The following is a 16,186-nucleotide window of genomic DNA, read 5'->3' on the forward strand; positions in this document are numbered from 1 at the left end:
GGCTAGAGCCCGAGCCTCGAGGGCGACAGCGGGGCGCCGCCGCCGAGCCCCGCAAGGTGCCGGGTGCTGTTGACGGAGCGTACGGAGGGCGGCGCGACTTCCGTTATCGAGCAGTTCGACAGCGTCAGGCGCCAGATGGAGGAGAGCGGCAGCCCCAGGCAGTGGGCCAGGTACGCGCTGATGACGCCGCCATGGCAGACGACCAGCACCTGCTGGCCATTGGGATGGGCGGCCGCGATGTCCGCCATGGCGCTCACCACGCGCGCCTGGACTTCGGGCAGCGGCTCGGCGCCCGGCGGGAGGCAGGCGACGGGGTCACGCACCCACTGCTCGTACGGGTCGCCCGGCAGCGCCCGGATCTCCTCCACGGTGCGCCCTTCCCAATCTCCTAGCGACAGCTCGCGCAGATCGTGCACCGGCGTCAGCGGCACGCCGAGGCCCGCGGCGGCGATCTCGGCCGTTCGCCGCGCGCGCTCGAGCGGGCTCGTGTAGACCGCGGCGATGCGCAGCCGGCGGATCGCCTGGCCGAGCGCCTCGGCCTGGCGCGCGCCCAGCTCAGAGAGCGCCACGTCCTGCACGCCCTGGAAGCGGCGCACGGCATTCGACACGGACTGCCCGTGGCGCGCGAGGAGGAGGCGGCTCATCGTTTGGGTCCTAGCGGGGGCTTGGCAGGCTCCACCGCGGCCAGGGCCGCCTTGAGGCGCGCGATCGTCTCGGCCTTGCCGAGGAGCGCGGCCACCTGGAAGACCGGCGGGCTCGCGGTCTTGCCGGTGATCGCGATGCGCGTGAGTTGAGCCAGATCCACGAGCTTGAGTTCCATCTCGGATGCTAATCCCCGGTACAGGCCCTCAAGGCTCTCCGGGTCGAACGCCTCTTGGGCCCCGATGCGCTTGATCAGCACGGCGTACCGCTGGGGCGCCTCGGGCCCCCAGAACTTCGCCGTCGCCTGGGGGTCATAGGCCGCGGGCGGCCTGAAGTAGAAGGCCGCCTGCTCCGCCATCTCGACGAGGGTGCGGGACCGCTCCTTGAGGCTCGCGGCGATCGCCGCGAGTCGCGCCGGGTCGACAGGGGCTGCGCCCAGCGCGCGGGCGAAGAATGGCGCAAGGGCCCCGGCGAGGCACTCGGGCGCGGCCGCCATGATCCACTCGTGGGAGACCCACAGGAGCTTCTCCCGGTCGAAGACGGCGCCCGCCTTGCCCACCTGGGCCAGCGCGAAGTGCTCGACGATCTGCTCGCGCGAGAAGATCTCCTGGTCGCCGTGGGACCACCCGAGCCTCGCCAGGTAGTTGACCAGCGCCTCCGGGAGAATGCCTTGGTCTCTGAACTCCTCGATCGTCGTGGCACCGTGCCGCTTGGACATCTTGCTCCGATCCGGCGCCAGGATCATCGGGATGTGGGCGAAGACCGGTGTCGCGTAGCCCAGCGCCGCGTAGCAGGCGATCTGCTTGGGCGTGTTGTTCAGGTGGTCGTTGCCGCGGATGACGTGGGTGATCTTCATGGTCACGTCGTCCACGACCACGCAGAAGTTGTAGGTGGGCGTGCCATCCGTCCGCACCAGGATCCAGTCGTCCAGCGTGTCGTTGGCGAACGTGACGGTGCCGAGGATGGCGTCCTCGACCACCGTCTGTCCGCCGAGCGGCATCTTGAGTCTCAGTGCGTGCGGCTCGGAGGCCGGCACGCCGGCCTCGCGGCACGTGCCCGGATACCGGAACTGCTCCTTGCGGGCCTTGGCGGCGGCGCGGAGCGCGTCGAGAATCTCCGGCGTGCAGCGGCAGCGGTACGCCCGCCCGTCGAGGAGCAATCGCTCGCCGTGCGCGCGGTAGATCTCGAAGCGCTCGGTCTGGCGATAGCCGGACGCGGGAGGGCCCTCGTCCCAGTCGAGCCCGAGCCAGCGAAGGACGTCGAGGATCTGGACGATGTGCTCCTCGGTCGAGCGCGACCGGTCGGTGTCCTCGATGCGGAGGATGAAGACACCCTTGTGGTGCCGCGCAAAGGCCCAGTTGAAGAGCGCGGTGCGCGCGCCGCCCACGTGGAAGGAGCCCGTGGGGCTGGGAGCAAAGCGGACTCTGACCGTGTCAAACATGGGCATTCATTCTACCCCGGCGCGCCCGCGTGGGCGCGGGACCAAGCGGGGGGATGGCCGGCGGCCGGTACACGCCGAGTCAGTGCGTGATCGGCGCTGCGGATCCTGATGCAGGTCAGCCTGCGCGAAGCACTGGCTTCGGCAGGTTGGACAGGTGCCTCGCCGCCTGAAAAAGGTCGACGGCCTTCTGGGCGTTGAGCCAAAACTCGGGCGAGATCCGAAACGTGGCGCCCAGTTTCAAGGCCATTTCGGCGGTCACGGAGCTGCGGCCATTGACGATGCGGTTGATGACCTTGACATCGCAACCGAGGTGATCTGCCAGTTGCTTTTGAGTCATGCTAAGGGGAATCAAGAATTCCTCGCGAAGGATCTCGCCCGGGGTGGTGGGCTCTCTGCGCCGAGTCAACTCTCTCATCATGGCCCCTCAGTGGTAGTCGCGGATGTCGACCTCGGCGGAACCGGAATCCGTCCAGCGGAAGACGACTCGCCATTGGTTGTTGATGCGGATGCTGTGGAACCCTCTCAGGTTCCCCTTGAGCGCCTCGATTCGATTGCCCGGCGGCGACGCCAGATCCGTGAGCACCGCAGCGTAGTCGAGCATGTCGAGCTTCCTGGCGGCGACCTTCGCACCGTTCGCCCAGCCGACACCCTTCAAGAGCCGCCCCTCCCGGAAGAATCGCGCGACGGCCGGGCTGGCGAAGCTGTGGATCGCCATCCGCGGCATCATACCGTGGCGCGGTATACTCCGTCAAGGTATGCAGGGCAAGGAATCGAACTGGCTACCGACGCCCGCCCAGCCGTTCTCCCTCCCATGCAGGATCCCCTCGCCGTGCAGGCCATCCTCACCCACTTGGCCCGCTCGGGCGCCCCCGCGCCGCCCGGCCCCGCCCCACCTGCCCCCGCCGCACCCCCGTAGCCCGCGGCCCAGTCCCTCTCTCGACGCTGCCCCTGACACGCGCCGGTGCCCCAGGCCCGCCGCCGCACCCCTCCGCCCGCCTCGTGCCCGCGAGCCCGCGGCGACGCAGGATGGCCCGGGGCACAGGGCGATCGCGGTCCTGACGCTCACCTTCGCCCCGGTGACGCGGGCAGTCCCGGGTCTCAGGCTGGGGATCCGCAGGGCAGGCCGCATGCTACCCACCCAGGTCGCGCGGCGAGGGAGCCGAGGTCGCAGCGTTTGTCCGTCCTATGCGCTTCGGGTTCAGCACCCCACGACGCACTTGCCCGAACCGTCGAACTCCATCGTGCGGCCGCTGATGGCGAGGTGCGGCGCGACGCCTTTCAACTGCTTGATGAGTGCGGCCGCGCGCGAAGCGGGCCGGAGCTTGCCGCCTTCGGTCACGGCCTCGTTCGGATGCGAGAGGATCACCGACGAGGGCCGGACGAGCTCGTTCATCGCGTAGGCTTGCGAGGTCACGGTCCCCGCGGTCGGCCCGAGATTCAGCAGCGCAAGATTCGCCTTGTGATATTCATTCACGACCGTTTTCATCTCGGTATGGATGCCGGTATCGCCCGACAGATACGCGGAGAGTCCGTTGCTGAATTTGACGACGAAGCCGGTCGGCGGTCCGAGGACCAGGCTCGTGCCGTCGGGCTCGTGGTTCGCGCGCTGCGTGTCCGACAGCAGGGTGAGCGGCACGTTGTTGGCGTGCGACGCGTAAACGATGGTGATGTCCACGCCTTGCGATGCGCCGGCTACCCTCGCGCTGAATGCGCCTCCGAGATGCGTATTCGAGCGGCACGACGTCGCGACCGGGACGTTGGTCGCACCCGCGGTTTGCGGGCAGACGGTGAGCGGCTTGCCGCCGGTGATTTTCTGGATTTTCGTGCCGATGAAAATACCCATATCGTTCGTCATCACGATCGCCGACTGCTTCGCCGCCGCGATTTCCGCGGTCATGGAGTTCGGGCCGGCCGGCACCGACTCCACCGCGGCGCACGTGCCCGCGCCCGGCGCCTTGAGCTTGCGGTCGCCGATGTGGTCGCCATGCGCGTGGCTCAACAGCACCATATGGATAGCGCCCAGTCGCGGATCGTCGCTGCCGGTGAGGGTGTGGCCCACGTCGTACAGCAACCGGACGCCGGTGGGGTCCTCGAACAGCGTGGCGCGGTCCATCGCGCACAGCTCACCGTCGTGCGAACCGAGCGGCGTGATCTTCACGTTCTGAGCCACGGCCGGAGTTGCAGCCAGAGCGAGTGCGAGCACTGCACCAGCACATGCGATCTTCATCGTTTCCCCCTCTCCGAAAACGCCAGCTTAATCGTAATCAAGCCGGCAGCAGCGCGCTGAGCGTCGCGAGCGCGAAGACGAGTGTGGCCATCGCGATTGCCCTCGCGCCCCGCGTTATCCTCCGCCGCCGCGGGGTCGTAGTCAAGGAGCGAGCGGAGGGGTGGGGCGGCGGGGCCGGGCGGGCGCCGCCGGGTGGCAGGGGCAGCATCGAGAGTAGGAATGAGCTGCGGGCTCCGTAGCCCCTCCTCGGCACGGTCGGGGAAGAGACGGGCACCTAGTCCGTGATACGATTTGCCCCATGGCTGAAGAGACCCGCGCGTCCAACTTCGTCCGCGAGATCGTCGAGGCGCACAACCGCGAAGGCCGCTTCGGCGGCACGGTGATCACGCGCTTCCCCCCCGAGCCGAACGGCTATCTGCACATCGGCCACGCCAAGGCCATCTACCTCGACTTCGGGCTGGCGCAGGACTACGGCGGCCGCTGCCATCTGCGTTTCGACGACACCAACCCGACCAAGGAGAGCCAGGAATACGTGGACGCCATAATGGAAGACGTCCGCTGGCTCGGCTCCGACTGGGGCGCGCACCTCTACTACGCCAGCGACTACTTCGAGCGGCTCTACGAGTGGGCGGAAGAGCTCATCCGCAAGGGCAAGGCGTACGTGGACGATCTCACCGGCGATCAGATTCGCGAGTACCGTGGCACGCTCACCGAGCCGGGGCGGGAATCGCCGTATCGCAATCGCTCCGTGGACGAGAGCCTCGACTTCTTCCGTCGCATGCGCGCCGGTGAGTTTCCCGACGGCACCAAGACGCTGCGAGCGAAGATCGACATGACCTCCGGCAATATCAATCTGCGGGACCCGGTCATGTACCGCATCCGCAAGGCCACGCACCAGCGCACGGGCGATGCGTGGTGCATCTACCCGATGTACGACTGGGCGCACGGCCAGTCCGATTCGATCGAGGGCGTGACGCATTCCATCTGCACGCTGGAGTACGAGGACCACCGCCCGCTCTACGACTGGTATCTCGACACGCTCGGCATCTTCCATCCGCAGCAGATCGAGTTCGCCCGGCTCAACCTGTCGCATACGGTGATGAGCAAGCGCAAGCTGCTGCAGCTCGTCGAGGGCGGGCACGTCAGCGGCTGGGACGATCCGCGCATGCCCACCATCGCGGGCTTGCGCCGCCGCGGCTATACGCCCGCGGCGCTGCGGGACTTCTGCAACCGCATCGGCGTGACCAAGAACGACAATACGGTCGAGCTGGCGCTCCTCGAGCACTGCGTCCGCGACGACCTCAACAAGCGCGCCCTGCGCCGCATGGCCGTCCTGCGCCCGCTCAAGCTCATCGTCGAGAACTATCCTGAGGGCAAGCTTGAGGAAATGGACGCGGTGAATAACCCGGAGGACCCGGCGGCCGGCACGCGCAAGGTGCCGTTCAGCCGCGAGCTCTGGATCGAGCAGGACGATTTCCGGGAGGATGCCCCCAAGAAGTACTTCCGGCTGACGCTCGGCGCCGAGGTCCGCCTCCGCTACGCCTATATCGTCCAGTGCACCGACTTCAAGAAGAACGCCGCCGGCGAGATCATCGAGGTGCGCTGCCGGTACGACCCCGCCACCCTCGGCGGGGACAGCAAGGGGCGAAGCGTCAAGGGCACCATACACTGGGTGTCGGCGGCCCATGCCGCCGAAGCCGAAGTCCGGCTCTACGACACGCTCTTCGCGCAGGCCAAACCGGATGACGCGGAGGATTTCAGGACGGCGCTGAACCCACAGTCGCTGACCATTCTTCCGGGGGCCCGCGTGGAGCCGGCGCTGGCCGCGGCGGCGCCGGGCGCGCTCCTTCAGTTCGAGCGCACCGGCTACTTCTGCGTGGACACGCGCCACGCGGCACCGGGCCGCCCCGTGTTCAACCGCACGGTGGGGCTACGCGACACCTGGGGCAAGATCGAGAAGGCGGCCGGCTAGAACCGCACGCGGCGCATCACGGCGTGGGGGAGGAGGCGGATGGCGAGCATTACCCAGCGCCAGATGGGTGGGACGTAGACGACCGGCGTCCCGTGGTCGATCGCGCGCAGCACGACCCGCGCCACGGCGTCCGGCTCGCCCGCGAACGGCGGCACGGGCAGCCCCGCCGTCATCGCCGTCTTGACGAAGCCCGGCCGCACGCAGACGACGCGCACGCCGCGGTCGGCATACGCCAGGTGGAGCCCCTCGAGGAAGGCCGACAGCCCCGCCTTGGACGCGCCGTAGAGGTAGTTGCTCTGCCGGGCGCGGTCGCCGGCGACCGAGCTGAAGGCGCAGACCGTGCCCCCGCCGCGCCCGGCCAGGCGCTCCGCCGCCTGTTGGCACAAGACCGCCGTCGCCGTGAAGTTGACGTCCAGCAGGCGCCCGAGCCGCGCCGGATCGCGCTCGAGCGACTCCTGAGGGGCGAAGTCGCCCGCCGTCACCACGAGCGTGTCGAAGGCCGCCAGGGCCCGGTCGGCCGCGTCGAGCGCCGCGGCGAACCCCGCGGGCTCGGCCAGGTCCAGGCGCGCTGTCGCGACAACGCCGCGGGCGCCTCGGACGAGGAGGTCGCGGGCCGAGACTTCGAGCTCGGCCGCGTCTCGCCCGAGAAGGACCAGCGCGTCGCCGCGCTCGGCCATGAGCCGGGCCAGCGCGCGGCCCATGCCTCGCGTGGCGCCGACCACGGCGGCCTTCACGGCGTATCTCCCAGCACGCGCACCGACTGGGCCGAGCGGAAGCGGTGCTCCGGATCCCAGCGATCGCGCACCTTCCGCCACTCGGCCAGGCGCGGCACCATGAGCGCGAAGTCCTCCGGGCGGGTGACGGCGTCCTTGGCGAGGTAGACCCGGCCTCCCGCGGCGATCACCGTCGCGTTCAGCTCGTGGACCAGGGCCTCGGTGCGCGCCCCCCGATAGGGAAGGTCGAGCGCCAACGTCGTGCCCTCGAGAGGAAAGGACAGGTAGGCGTCGGACTCAGGCCCGCAGTCCTTGATGACCGCGAGAAAGGAAGCTGTTCCCGCCTCAACGACCCGCTCGAGCAGCTCGGCGACGGCCGGCGCGCCGGCGGCGCGCGGCACCACGCACTGGTACTGGAGGAAGCCGCGCCGGCCATACAGGCGGTTCCAGTCGCCGATCGCATCGAGCGGGTAGAAAAAGCCGTGGTAGGGCACGGGCCGCGCCGCGCCGCGGGTACGCCGCGCGGGGGTCCGGCGCGCGTGGCTCCACCAAGCGTGTTTCCACCACGCGTGTTTCCACCACGCGTGTTTCCAGTAGTACGCGGCGTTGAAGCCGCGCATGAGGACCGGGCTCAGCAGCCACTCGGGAGCGTCGAACGGCACGGCGAGCCGGCGCGGCTCGGGCGGCGGCCCGGCGGGCGCCTCGGCCTGGGAGGCGTGGCGACCGCGCATCAGGATCCCCCGCCCCAGCGCGGCGCCCCGCGCGAGGCAGTCGATCCAGCCGACGGTGTACGGCCAGTCCTTGCCGGCATCCCAAAGGCCGTCGAGCATCGCCCCAAGCCCCGGCACGGGCTCGGTCTCCACGACCATCCACGCGCTCTCCACCGGCTGGAGGCGGAGCGTCACCTCGGTGATGAGCCCGGTCAGCCCCATCCCGCCGATTGTGGCGAGGAACAGCTCCCGCTCGCGCGCGGGGCCGCACTCGACCACGCTGCCGTCGGCGACCTGGAGCACCAGGCGATCGACGAAATGTCCGAAGGAGCCGTCGCGGTGATGATTCTTGCCATGCACGTCGCAGGCGACGCAGCCGCCGACGGTGACGAACTTCGTCCCCGGCGTCACCGGCGGAAACCAGCCGCGCGGTAGGAAGACGCGCAGGATCTCGGCAAGCGAGAGCCCCGCCTCGCAGGTGAGCGTGCCCCGCTCGCGGTCGAAGGCCACCACGCGGTCGGCCCGCGCCGTCTCGAGGATGAGCGCGCCGGGCGCGGCCGGCACGGCCGCGTCGCCGTAGGATCGGCCGAGCCCGCGCGGCAGGACGGGGCGGCCGTCCGGCGGCAGCTGGAGCCGTTCAGGCCGCGCGACGGCTCCCCGCTCGACGGGGTGGCGTCCCCAGCCCGCGACCGGCTCGAGACTCAGCCCGGCCGACTTTAATTCGGCCGACTTTAACTCGGCCATCGGGGGCCGTAGATGATGGCGAGCGTCGTGACTATCCACAGGAAGGCGTCCAGCAAGAGCCCCCGGTCGGTGACCAGGAGGTCCGACGGGTTGCCCCCCAGGTCGCGGCGGTACAGGAGGTAGAGGTAGCGGAAGATGCCGTAGAGCACGAAGGGCAGGGTCAGCGGCAAGAGGCGGGTATGGAACTTGGCCACGGTCTCCGGCGACATGGTGTAGAGCGCGTAGGTGGTCACCGTCGAGGCCGTGACGACCGAGATCATCTGGTCGAGAAAGCCCTCGCTGTACTCGGCCAGGATGGGCCGGTGGGCGGCGGCATTGCCGGTCAGCGAACGGTACTCGTGCCGGCGCTTCCCGAGGGCCAGGAAGAGCGCGATCAGGATGGTGCAGATGAGCAGCCATCCTGAGATTTCGACGTCCACGGCCACGGCGCCCGCCACGGCGCGCAGCACGAAACCCACGGCCACCGTCAGCACGTCGAGGATGACGAGGTGCTTGAGCCATAAGGAATAGGCCGTGAGGAGCACGCCGTAGAAGAGCGCCACGAGCCCGAAGGCCGGCGACAACCTGAATGCGGCGGCCAGACACCCGGCAAGCAGCAGGACGCCGAAGCCGATCGCCGCGCCGATCGGCAGCGCGCCGGACGCGATCGGGCGCCGGCGCTTGGACTCGTGCAGGCGGTCCTTGTCCACGTCCGCGACGTCGTTGAAGAGGTAGATGGCCCCGCTGAGGCCGCAGAAAATGGCGAAGGCGGCGAGAGCCGGCCAGACCCGCGGGGTAAGGAGCTGCTGGGAGAAGATGACGCCGGCGAAGACGAAGAGGTTCTTGACCCACTGGCGCGGGCGGAGCGAGGCGAGGAGGGCCAGGGTCAGGCGCACGTCGGCGCCTCCTACAACCGGATCACATGCGGCTGGGCACCCAACGCTCCGGTCAGGTTGCGTGTGTCGAGGACGAGGCGCGCCTCGCGGCAGAGCCGCGCCGGGTCGAACTCGCGGTGGGCCGTGAGCACCGCCACCAGGTCGTAGGACGCGAGGTCGGCGGTCGCCCAGTCCACGCCGGCGAGCCGCCGGCTGCCTACCGTGAGCGCCGGCACGTGGGGATCGGCGTAGTCCACGCGCGCGCCGCGCAGCAGGAGCGCGTCGATGATCTCCACGGCGGGCGAGTCCCGCACGTCCCCCACCCCGGGTTTGTACGCGACTCCCAGTGCCAAGACGCGCGAGCCCTTCACGGGCTTGCCCTGGTCATTGAGGGCGTCGGTCGCCAGCTGCACGGTGTAGGCGGGCATGCCGCCGTTGATCTCGTCCGCGAAGGCGATGAAGCGCGCCTCGTAGCCCATCATGCGCGCGCGCCACGACAGGTAGTAGGGGTCGCTCGGCAGGCAGTGGCCGCCGATGCCGGGCCCCGGGTAGAACGGCATGAAGCCGAAGGGCTTGGTCGCGGCCGCGTCAATGATCTCCCAGACTGACAGCCCCAGGCGCCGGCACATGATGGCGAGCTCGTTGACGAGGGCGATGTTGACGCTGCGGAAGATGTTCTCGAAGAGCTTGACCATCTCGGCCGTCTGCGGGGACGAGACCGCCACCACGCGCTCGACGATCTGGCCGTAGAGCGCGCAGGCGAGCTGCCGGCAGGCGGGCGTCACGCCGCCCACGATCTTGGGGATGTTGGAGAGGCCGTACGTACGGTTGCCCGGATCGATGCGCTCCGGCGAGAAGGCGAGGAAGAACTGCTCCCCGACGGCGAGCCCGGAGGCGGTGAAGCGGGGCAGCAGCACCTCCTCCGTCGTGCCCGGGTAGGTCGTCGACTCGAGGACCACGAGCTGGCCGGGACGGAGGATCTTGGCGACCTCGTCGGCCGCCGCCACGATGTGCGAGATGTCCGGCTCCTTGGACTTGCCCAAGGGCGTCGGCACGCAGATGATGATCGCGTCGGCGGGGACGAGCCCTCCCACGCTGCCGGCGACCGTCAGCCGCCCGGTCCTGACGAGCGGCGCGAGCTCGTCGCTCGGCACGTCCTCGATCGGGCTCTGGCCGCGCCCGATGAGCGAAACCCGCCCCGCATCCGCGTCCACCCCGATCACGCGCATGCCGGCCTTGGCGAAGGCCACGGCAAGTGGAAGCCCGACGTAGCCGAGCCCGACCACGCCGACCGTCACGTCGCGACGCTCGAGCCGCTGCATGAGATCCGCCCTGACACCGCCGCCTGCTGACACCGCCGTCACGCGAGCCTCTGGATCGCGGCCGTGACCGCGTCGGCCACGCTCCGGACCTCGTCGTCGCTGAGCTCGGGGAAGCACGGCAGGGACACGACCTCGGCGGCCGCGCGCGCGGCGTTGGGGAAGACGCGGTCGACGTCGCGCACGGCGAACATGGGCTGGGCGGGAATGGGGATCGGGTAGTGCACGGCGGTGCCGACACCGGCGTCGGCGAGCGCCCCGACGAGGGCGTCCCGCTTCGGGGTCCTGACCGTGAACTGGTGGTAGATGTGGCGTGCCGGCGCCCGCTCCTGGGCCAGCACCAGCGGCGTGCCCTGCAGCAGCTCGCGGTAGCGCGCGGCGATCTCGCGGCGCCTGTCGTTCCAAGCGGGCAGGTGCCGGAGCTTCACGCGCAGGAACGCCGCCTGAAGCTCGTCGAGCCGGCTCGAGTAGCCGAGCTCCACGTGCTCGTACTTCCGCGGCGAGCCGTGATCGCGGAGCCGCCGGACCGTCTGGGCGACGTCGTCACGGGCCGTCAAGACCATGCCGCCGTCGCCACAGGCGCCGAGGTTCTTCGTCGGGTAGAAGGAGAGGCAGGCGACGTCGCCCCAGGCTCCGGCCGGCCGGCCGGCGTAGCTGGCGCCCACGGCCTGCGCCGCGTCCTCGATGACGGCGAGCCCGCGGGCGCGGGCGATGTCGGTGATCGCGTCCATAGCGGCGGGCTGGCCGTAGAGGTCCACCGCCACGATGGCGCGCGTCCGCGGCGTCACGGCCCGCGCCACCAGCGCGGGGTCGAGGTTGTACGTGACCGGGTCGATGTCGACAAAGACGGGCCGGGCGTCCACCATCAGCACGGCGCTGGCCGACGCCACGAACGAGAACGACGACGTGATGACCTCGTCGCCGGGCTTGACGCCCACCGCCTTGAGGGCGAGCACGAGCGCGTCGGTGCCCGAGTTGACGCCGATGCCGTGACGGGTGCCGCAGAGCGCGGCCAGCTCGGCTTCGAGCGCCGCCACCTCGGGCCCGAGGATGAACCGGCAGGAGGCCAGCACCCGCTCGGCCGCCGCCACCAGCTCGGCGCGGAGCGCCCCGTGCTGCCGCGCGAGATCGATCTGCGGGATCAGAAGCCGAGCCCCCCCGCCGACGTGCTCGCCTGTCCAATGCCCAGGAGGTTGACGGAGAACCGGAACTCGCTGTCCTGGCCGTAGCGGTAGACGTACTCGGTCGTGATCGCCCAGCAGTCGAAGTGAATGTCGAGCCCCCCGCGGACCTCCGTCGCCCGCCCGGCAGTGACGTCCCAGGCACTCTTCACTTTCGCGTCCACGAACCGCGATAGTCGCACCGTCCCGCCCGCCTGTATGAAGCGAAAGCCCTGCTGCTCATTGAAGCGCGGCCCCACGTTCGCGGAGAAGTCCCGGAAGACCGCGCTGATGTCCGCGTTGGCGTCCCGGAGCCCCAGGTCGTAGACATTGTACCGGGCATCCGCGCGGAACCGGAGGTGCTCATTCGGCTGGACGAGGGCCTCGGCCAGGAGGTCCTTGAACTGCGTCCCGACCGGGAGGAAGTTGAAGGTCTGGCTCACCGTCATCCGCGCCATCTCCCAGCGCACCGGCAGCTCGTTGGGCCCCGACGTGGTCCGCGCGTTCAGACGGTTCGTCAGCGAGTACGTCACCTCGTTGGCCTTGTTGACGGCGTCGATGCCCGTCCGCGCCTCGTAACCCGGGTCGATGCGGCTCGTCGGGCCCCCGCCCGGCTCCCACTGCGGGTTGGCCTTCTGGTTGAGGCCGCGGATCTCGAGGAAGTTGGCGCGCGGCTCGATGACGTGCTCGAGCGCGGATATGCCGCCGGCGCCGTCGAGGGTGTACACGCGCGAGGCCCGCGCATCGACGAGCAAACCGCCCTCGATCTGCTGCCGCAGTCGGTCGGTGTTCTTCGTCGCCTCGATGGAGACCGGGGTCGCCGAGACCGGCCCGAGGGAGACCGCCTGTCCCACCACCTCTCGGTTGTAAAAGGTCAGGCGGCCGCCGGCGTAAGGCGTCACCGTGAAGAGCCCCGCCACCGGCACGGGCATATAGAGGCGCGGGTGGAAGTCGGCGCGGACTCCCGCGGAGCCGACCTCGCGGACGAAGTTCACGAAGGACGCCTGCCCCTCGTAGAGCAGGCCCGGGACCCCGGGCAGGGGCTGGCGCAGGCTCGTCAGCTTGATTTCCGGCGCCCGCTGGAGCTCGACCGCGCGGGTCTGCGTCAGGTCCTGGTACCAGTAGACGCGCCCGACCAGGTTGAACGAGTTCCAGCGCTGGGTGACGAAGGCGTTCGTCTCGGCGATCTGCCGGACCCGGTCCGCGGTCGTTACGGCGTAGGTCTTGTAGATGTTGTCGTCGGACGTGACGTTGGAGTCGAGCTTGAAGGACAGGCTCGGCGTCGCCTGCCAGATGTGCTGGAACTTGACGTAGCCGCGGTTCTCGGGCAGCCCTTCCGACTGCGCCGAGTTGAGGAACCTCTCGTTGAATCCGAACGCCGTCAGCTGGCCGCGGGTGTCCCGCGAGAGGATGTAGCGGTAGTCGAGGTCGGCTCCTATCCCCCGCTTGGTGTACACATCGAGGGCAAAGGTCAGATCCTGGCTATCGTTGATGGCCCAGTAGTACGGCGTCCGCGCGAGGAAGCCGTAGCGGGAGTTGGAGCCGAACTCGGGGAAGAGGAACCCCGACTTCCGCACGCGCCCGATGGATGCCGCGAAGAACGGCACCCATGGAATGACCGGGAAGCCCTTGACGAGGAACGAGGTGTCGGTGCCGGTGATCAGGTCTTCGAGGTCGGCCTGGGCCGAGCCGAGGCGGAAGGACCAGGCGGGGTCGTCACCCTCGCACGTGGTGAAGATGCCCTGCCGGACGCTGTAGACGCCCTCGCCCAGCCGGTCCATCCGGTCCGCGGAGAGGCGATAGTAGGGCGGCACGAAGGTCGAGCCCTTGTAGACCACGCCCGTGCCGGTATTGAGGTTGAAATCGATGCGCTCCCCCACGAGCCGGTCCTGGCCGTCGAAGAACACCGCCTTGCCCTGGGCGACGGCCTCGCCGGTGGCGCGGTTGATCTCCACGCGGTCGGCGACGAGCCGGTTTCCTCCGCGGGTGATCTCGACGTTGCCCGTGGCCAACAGGAGATCGGAGTCGCCGCCAACCTGTTGCATCCGGTCGGCGACGATATTGGTCTCACCCCCCGGGCCGCTCAGGGACAAGGGGGACTGCTGCGCCAAGGCCGGCCCGGGACCGGCGAAACCCCAGAGGGCCACGGCGAGGACCGCGGCCCAGCCTCGAGGGGTCAGCCGGCCGCGCGGACAGAGGTCGAGCGCTGATTTCGGGGACACAGACCCATATGGTATCAGCCACGCTGTACGGCTTGGCTAAAAATATCTGTATTTTCAGTGGCTTGGGCGAGAATCTCGCCTATGAGAAAGAGAGAGCCCGCCACACAAACGGTAGGGGTCTCGGCCTCTGAGAGGGCCATCTGTAGGGCCTCGGTGGGAGTAGCCGCCGTATCTACTCTTGTAGTCCCGCCGCCGACGAGGGCGCGAGCCAACTCAGCGAGCGAGGCCGGGGAGGAGGCCCGCGGGTGGTGGGCGGCTGTGCAGATGACCCGCTCGGCCAGCGGCAGGAGCGCGGCCAGGATGCCGGTCCGGTCCTTGTCCTCCGAGGTGCCGACGACGAAGGTGACGCGCCGGCCGGGGAAGTACGCCTCGAGCGAAGCCGCCAGCGCCCGCGCGCCGGCCGGGTTGTGCGCCCCGTCCACGATGACGGGCGGATCGCGGCGGATCAGCTGGAATCGCCCGGGCCAGCGCGCGCGGCCGAGACCCGCGCGGATCGCCGCGTCACCGGCGCCGAGGGCGCGGGCGGCCCCCGCCGCCAAGAGTGCGTTGCCGGGTTGGAAGACGCCCAGGAGACCGCAGCGCACGTCGCCCAGACGCCATCCGGGCCCTTCGAGATCAAACCACTGGCCGTCCAGTGACGCGCCTCGCATCCGCACGCGGAAATCGCGCCCCTCGACGAGGAGCGGCACGCCGACAAGGGTTGCCTGGCGGGCGAGGACGGCCTCGACGGCAGGCTCCTGCCTGGCCGAGAGCGCGACCCCGCTCCTGATGATGGCCGCCTTCTCGCCGGCGATGGCCTCGAGCGTATCGCCCAGATACGCCTGGTGGTCGTAGTCGATGCGCGTGATCACCTCGACGGCGGGACGGCCGACGGAGGTCGAATCGAGCCGCCCGCCGAGACCCGTTTCAAGCACCGCCACCTCGACGCCGTCGCTCGCGAAGTGGTCGAGCGCGAGCGCGGTCAGGGCCTCGAACATGGTCGCGTCGAGCCTTGCCAGGAGCGTGCCGAGGGCCTCCACGCCGTCGGCCAACACGGCCTCCTCGATCGGGCGGCCGTCCACGCGGATGCGCTCGCGCAGGTCCAGCAGGTGGGGCGAGGTGTAAAGGCCGACGCGGCGGCCGGCGGACTCCAGGATGGCCGCGAGCATCGCGGCGACGGAGCCCTTGCCGTTGGTGCCCGCCACCTGCACCAGGGTCATCGCGCGCTCCGGGCTGCCCACAGCCGCAAGGAGCGCCTCGATGCGCTCGAGGCCGGGGCGCATGCCGGCCATTTCTCCGCCCCGCAGCCCGGTGATGCGGGCCACCGCCTCGCGGTACGTCATGGTGCCGGCAGCGACCGGCCCGCGAAGAATCCGAAGATGCGGCGGAGGGTCTCCCGCATCTCGCGCCGCTCCACTACGAGGTCGAGCTGGCCGTGCTCGAGCAGGAACTCCGAGCGCTGGAATCCCTCGGGCAGCGGCTGGCGGATGGTCTCGGCGATCACGCGCGGCCCGGCGAAGCCGATGAGGGCGCGTGGCTCGGCAAGGATGAGATCTCCCAGCATGGCGAAACTGGCCGTGACTCCGCCCGTGGTCGGGTCGGTGAGAAGCGAGACGTAGGGCAGGCGCTCGTCGGCCAGCCGCTTGAGCGCCGCGGCGGTCTTGGCCATCTGCATGAGCGAGAGGATGCCCTCCTGCATGCGCGCCCCGCCGGACGCCGACACGATCAGCAGCGGCAGCCGCTTCTGGATCGCGAGCTCGATGGCCCGCGCGAGCTTCTCGCCCACGACCGAGGCCATGCTGCCGCCGAGAAAGCCGAACTCGAACACGGCGAGGACCACGGGGTGCCCCCCGATGCGCGCGACACCCGTCAGCACCGCCTCCTCGAGACCGGTCTTGCTGCGGGCGGCCTTGACGCGGTCCGTGTACCGCTTGGTGTCCTTGAAGCCGAGCGGGTCCTTGGAGCGCAGCCCCGCCTCGCGCTCCTCGAAGGAGCCTTCGTCCACGATCGAGGCGATGCGCTCGCGCGCGCTGATGCGGAAGGGGTAGCGGCACTTGGGACAGACGCGGCCCGCGCGGTCGACCTCCGCGCGGTAGACGATCTCCTTGCAGGAGTCGCATTTGACCCAGAGGCCCTCGGCGATGTTGACCTTCTTGGGCCTGTCCTCCCCTTCCCCCTTTCCCTTCCAGAACCAGGCGACCAT

General features: G+C 69.8%; 14 protein-coding genes. 1 reads left to right on the forward strand and 13 read right to left on the reverse strand.

What is annotated here, in order from left to right:
• Window positions 1-2: 2 nt before the first annotated feature.
• From VGV06_15805 to VGV06_15825, 5 genes are all read right to left on the reverse strand, one after another.
• On the reverse strand, window positions 3-644 hold the full coding sequence (locus tag VGV06_15805; protein HEV2056609.1) for a histidine phosphatase family protein: 642 nt from the start codon (window positions 642-644) through the stop codon (window positions 3-5).
• Window positions 641-2,083, reverse strand: a complete 1,443-nt coding sequence (gene gltX, locus VGV06_15810) for a glutamate--tRNA ligase (protein HEV2056610.1) — start codon at window positions 2,081-2,083, stop codon at window positions 641-643. Before gltX ends, VGV06_15805 begins: the two co-directional genes overlap by 4 nt.
• 115 nt (window positions 2,084-2,198) lie before the next feature.
• Window positions 2,199-2,501, reverse strand: coding sequence for a HigA family addiction module antitoxin (locus VGV06_15815; GenBank protein HEV2056611.1), 303 nt, complete (start codon window positions 2,499-2,501; stop codon window positions 2,199-2,201).
• 6 nt (window positions 2,502-2,507) lie between these two features.
• Window positions 2,508-2,798, reverse strand: a complete 291-nt coding sequence (locus VGV06_15820) for a type II toxin-antitoxin system RelE/ParE family toxin (GenBank protein HEV2056612.1) — start codon at window positions 2,796-2,798, stop codon at window positions 2,508-2,510.
• Between the two features lie 483 nt (window positions 2,799-3,281).
• Entirely contained in the window at window positions 3,282-4,310 is a 1,029-nt protein-coding gene (locus VGV06_15825) for an MBL fold metallo-hydrolase (protein HEV2056613.1), read from the reverse strand.
• A 298-nt stretch (window positions 4,311-4,608) separates the two neighbouring features.
• Between VGV06_15825 and VGV06_15830 the strand changes: the two genes are divergently transcribed.
• The gene (locus VGV06_15830; GenBank protein HEV2056614.1) at window positions 4,609-6,282 is read left to right on the forward strand and encodes a glutamine--tRNA ligase/YqeY domain fusion protein; all 1,674 of its coding nucleotides are present in this window, start codon (window positions 4,609-4,611) and stop codon (window positions 6,280-6,282) included.
• Here VGV06_15830 and VGV06_15835 read toward each other — a convergent pair.
• From VGV06_15835 to accD, 8 genes are all read right to left on the reverse strand, one after another.
• Entirely contained in the window at window positions 6,279-7,016 is a 738-nt protein-coding gene (locus VGV06_15835; protein HEV2056615.1) for an SDR family NAD(P)-dependent oxidoreductase, read from the reverse strand. The two genes, VGV06_15830 and VGV06_15835, sit on opposite strands and share 4 nt — an antisense overlap.
• Window positions 7,013-8,449: an FAD-binding oxidoreductase gene (locus VGV06_15840; protein ID HEV2056616.1), complete on the reverse strand. Its 1,437-nt coding sequence runs from the start codon at window positions 8,447-8,449 to the stop codon at window positions 7,013-7,015. The genes VGV06_15835 and VGV06_15840 overlap by 4 nt, the downstream gene beginning before the upstream one ends.
• On the reverse strand, window positions 8,437-9,324 hold the full coding sequence (locus tag VGV06_15845) for a decaprenyl-phosphate phosphoribosyltransferase (protein ID HEV2056617.1): 888 nt from the start codon (window positions 9,322-9,324) through the stop codon (window positions 8,437-8,439). The genes VGV06_15840 and VGV06_15845 overlap by 13 nt, the downstream gene beginning before the upstream one ends.
• Before the next feature lie 11 nt (window positions 9,325-9,335).
• Window positions 9,336-10,667, reverse strand: coding sequence for a nucleotide sugar dehydrogenase (locus VGV06_15850; GenBank protein HEV2056618.1), 1,332 nt, complete (start codon window positions 10,665-10,667; stop codon window positions 9,336-9,338).
• Window positions 10,664-11,713: a DegT/DnrJ/EryC1/StrS family aminotransferase gene (locus tag VGV06_15855; GenBank protein HEV2056619.1), complete on the reverse strand. Its 1,050-nt coding sequence runs from the start codon at window positions 11,711-11,713 to the stop codon at window positions 10,664-10,666. The genes VGV06_15850 and VGV06_15855 overlap by 4 nt, the downstream gene beginning before the upstream one ends.
• A 50-nt stretch (window positions 11,714-11,763) precedes the next feature.
• Entirely contained in the window at window positions 11,764-13,875 is a 2,112-nt protein-coding gene (lptD, locus tag VGV06_15860) for an LPS assembly protein LptD (GenBank protein HEV2056620.1), read from the reverse strand.
• A 143-nt stretch (window positions 13,876-14,018) separates the two neighbouring features.
• Entirely contained in the window at window positions 14,019-15,326 is a 1,308-nt protein-coding gene (locus VGV06_15865) for a folylpolyglutamate synthase/dihydrofolate synthase family protein (protein HEV2056621.1), read from the reverse strand.
• Window positions 15,323-16,186 (reverse strand): acetyl-CoA carboxylase, carboxyltransferase subunit beta, encoded by an 864-nt coding sequence (gene accD / locus VGV06_15870; protein HEV2056622.1) that lies wholly within the window; start codon window positions 16,184-16,186, stop codon window positions 15,323-15,325. The genes VGV06_15865 and accD overlap by 4 nt, the downstream gene beginning before the upstream one ends.

The organism is Candidatus Methylomirabilota bacterium, assembly GCA_035936835.1.
Taxonomy (GTDB): Bacteria; Methylomirabilota; Methylomirabilia; order Rokubacteriales; family CSP1-6; genus AR37.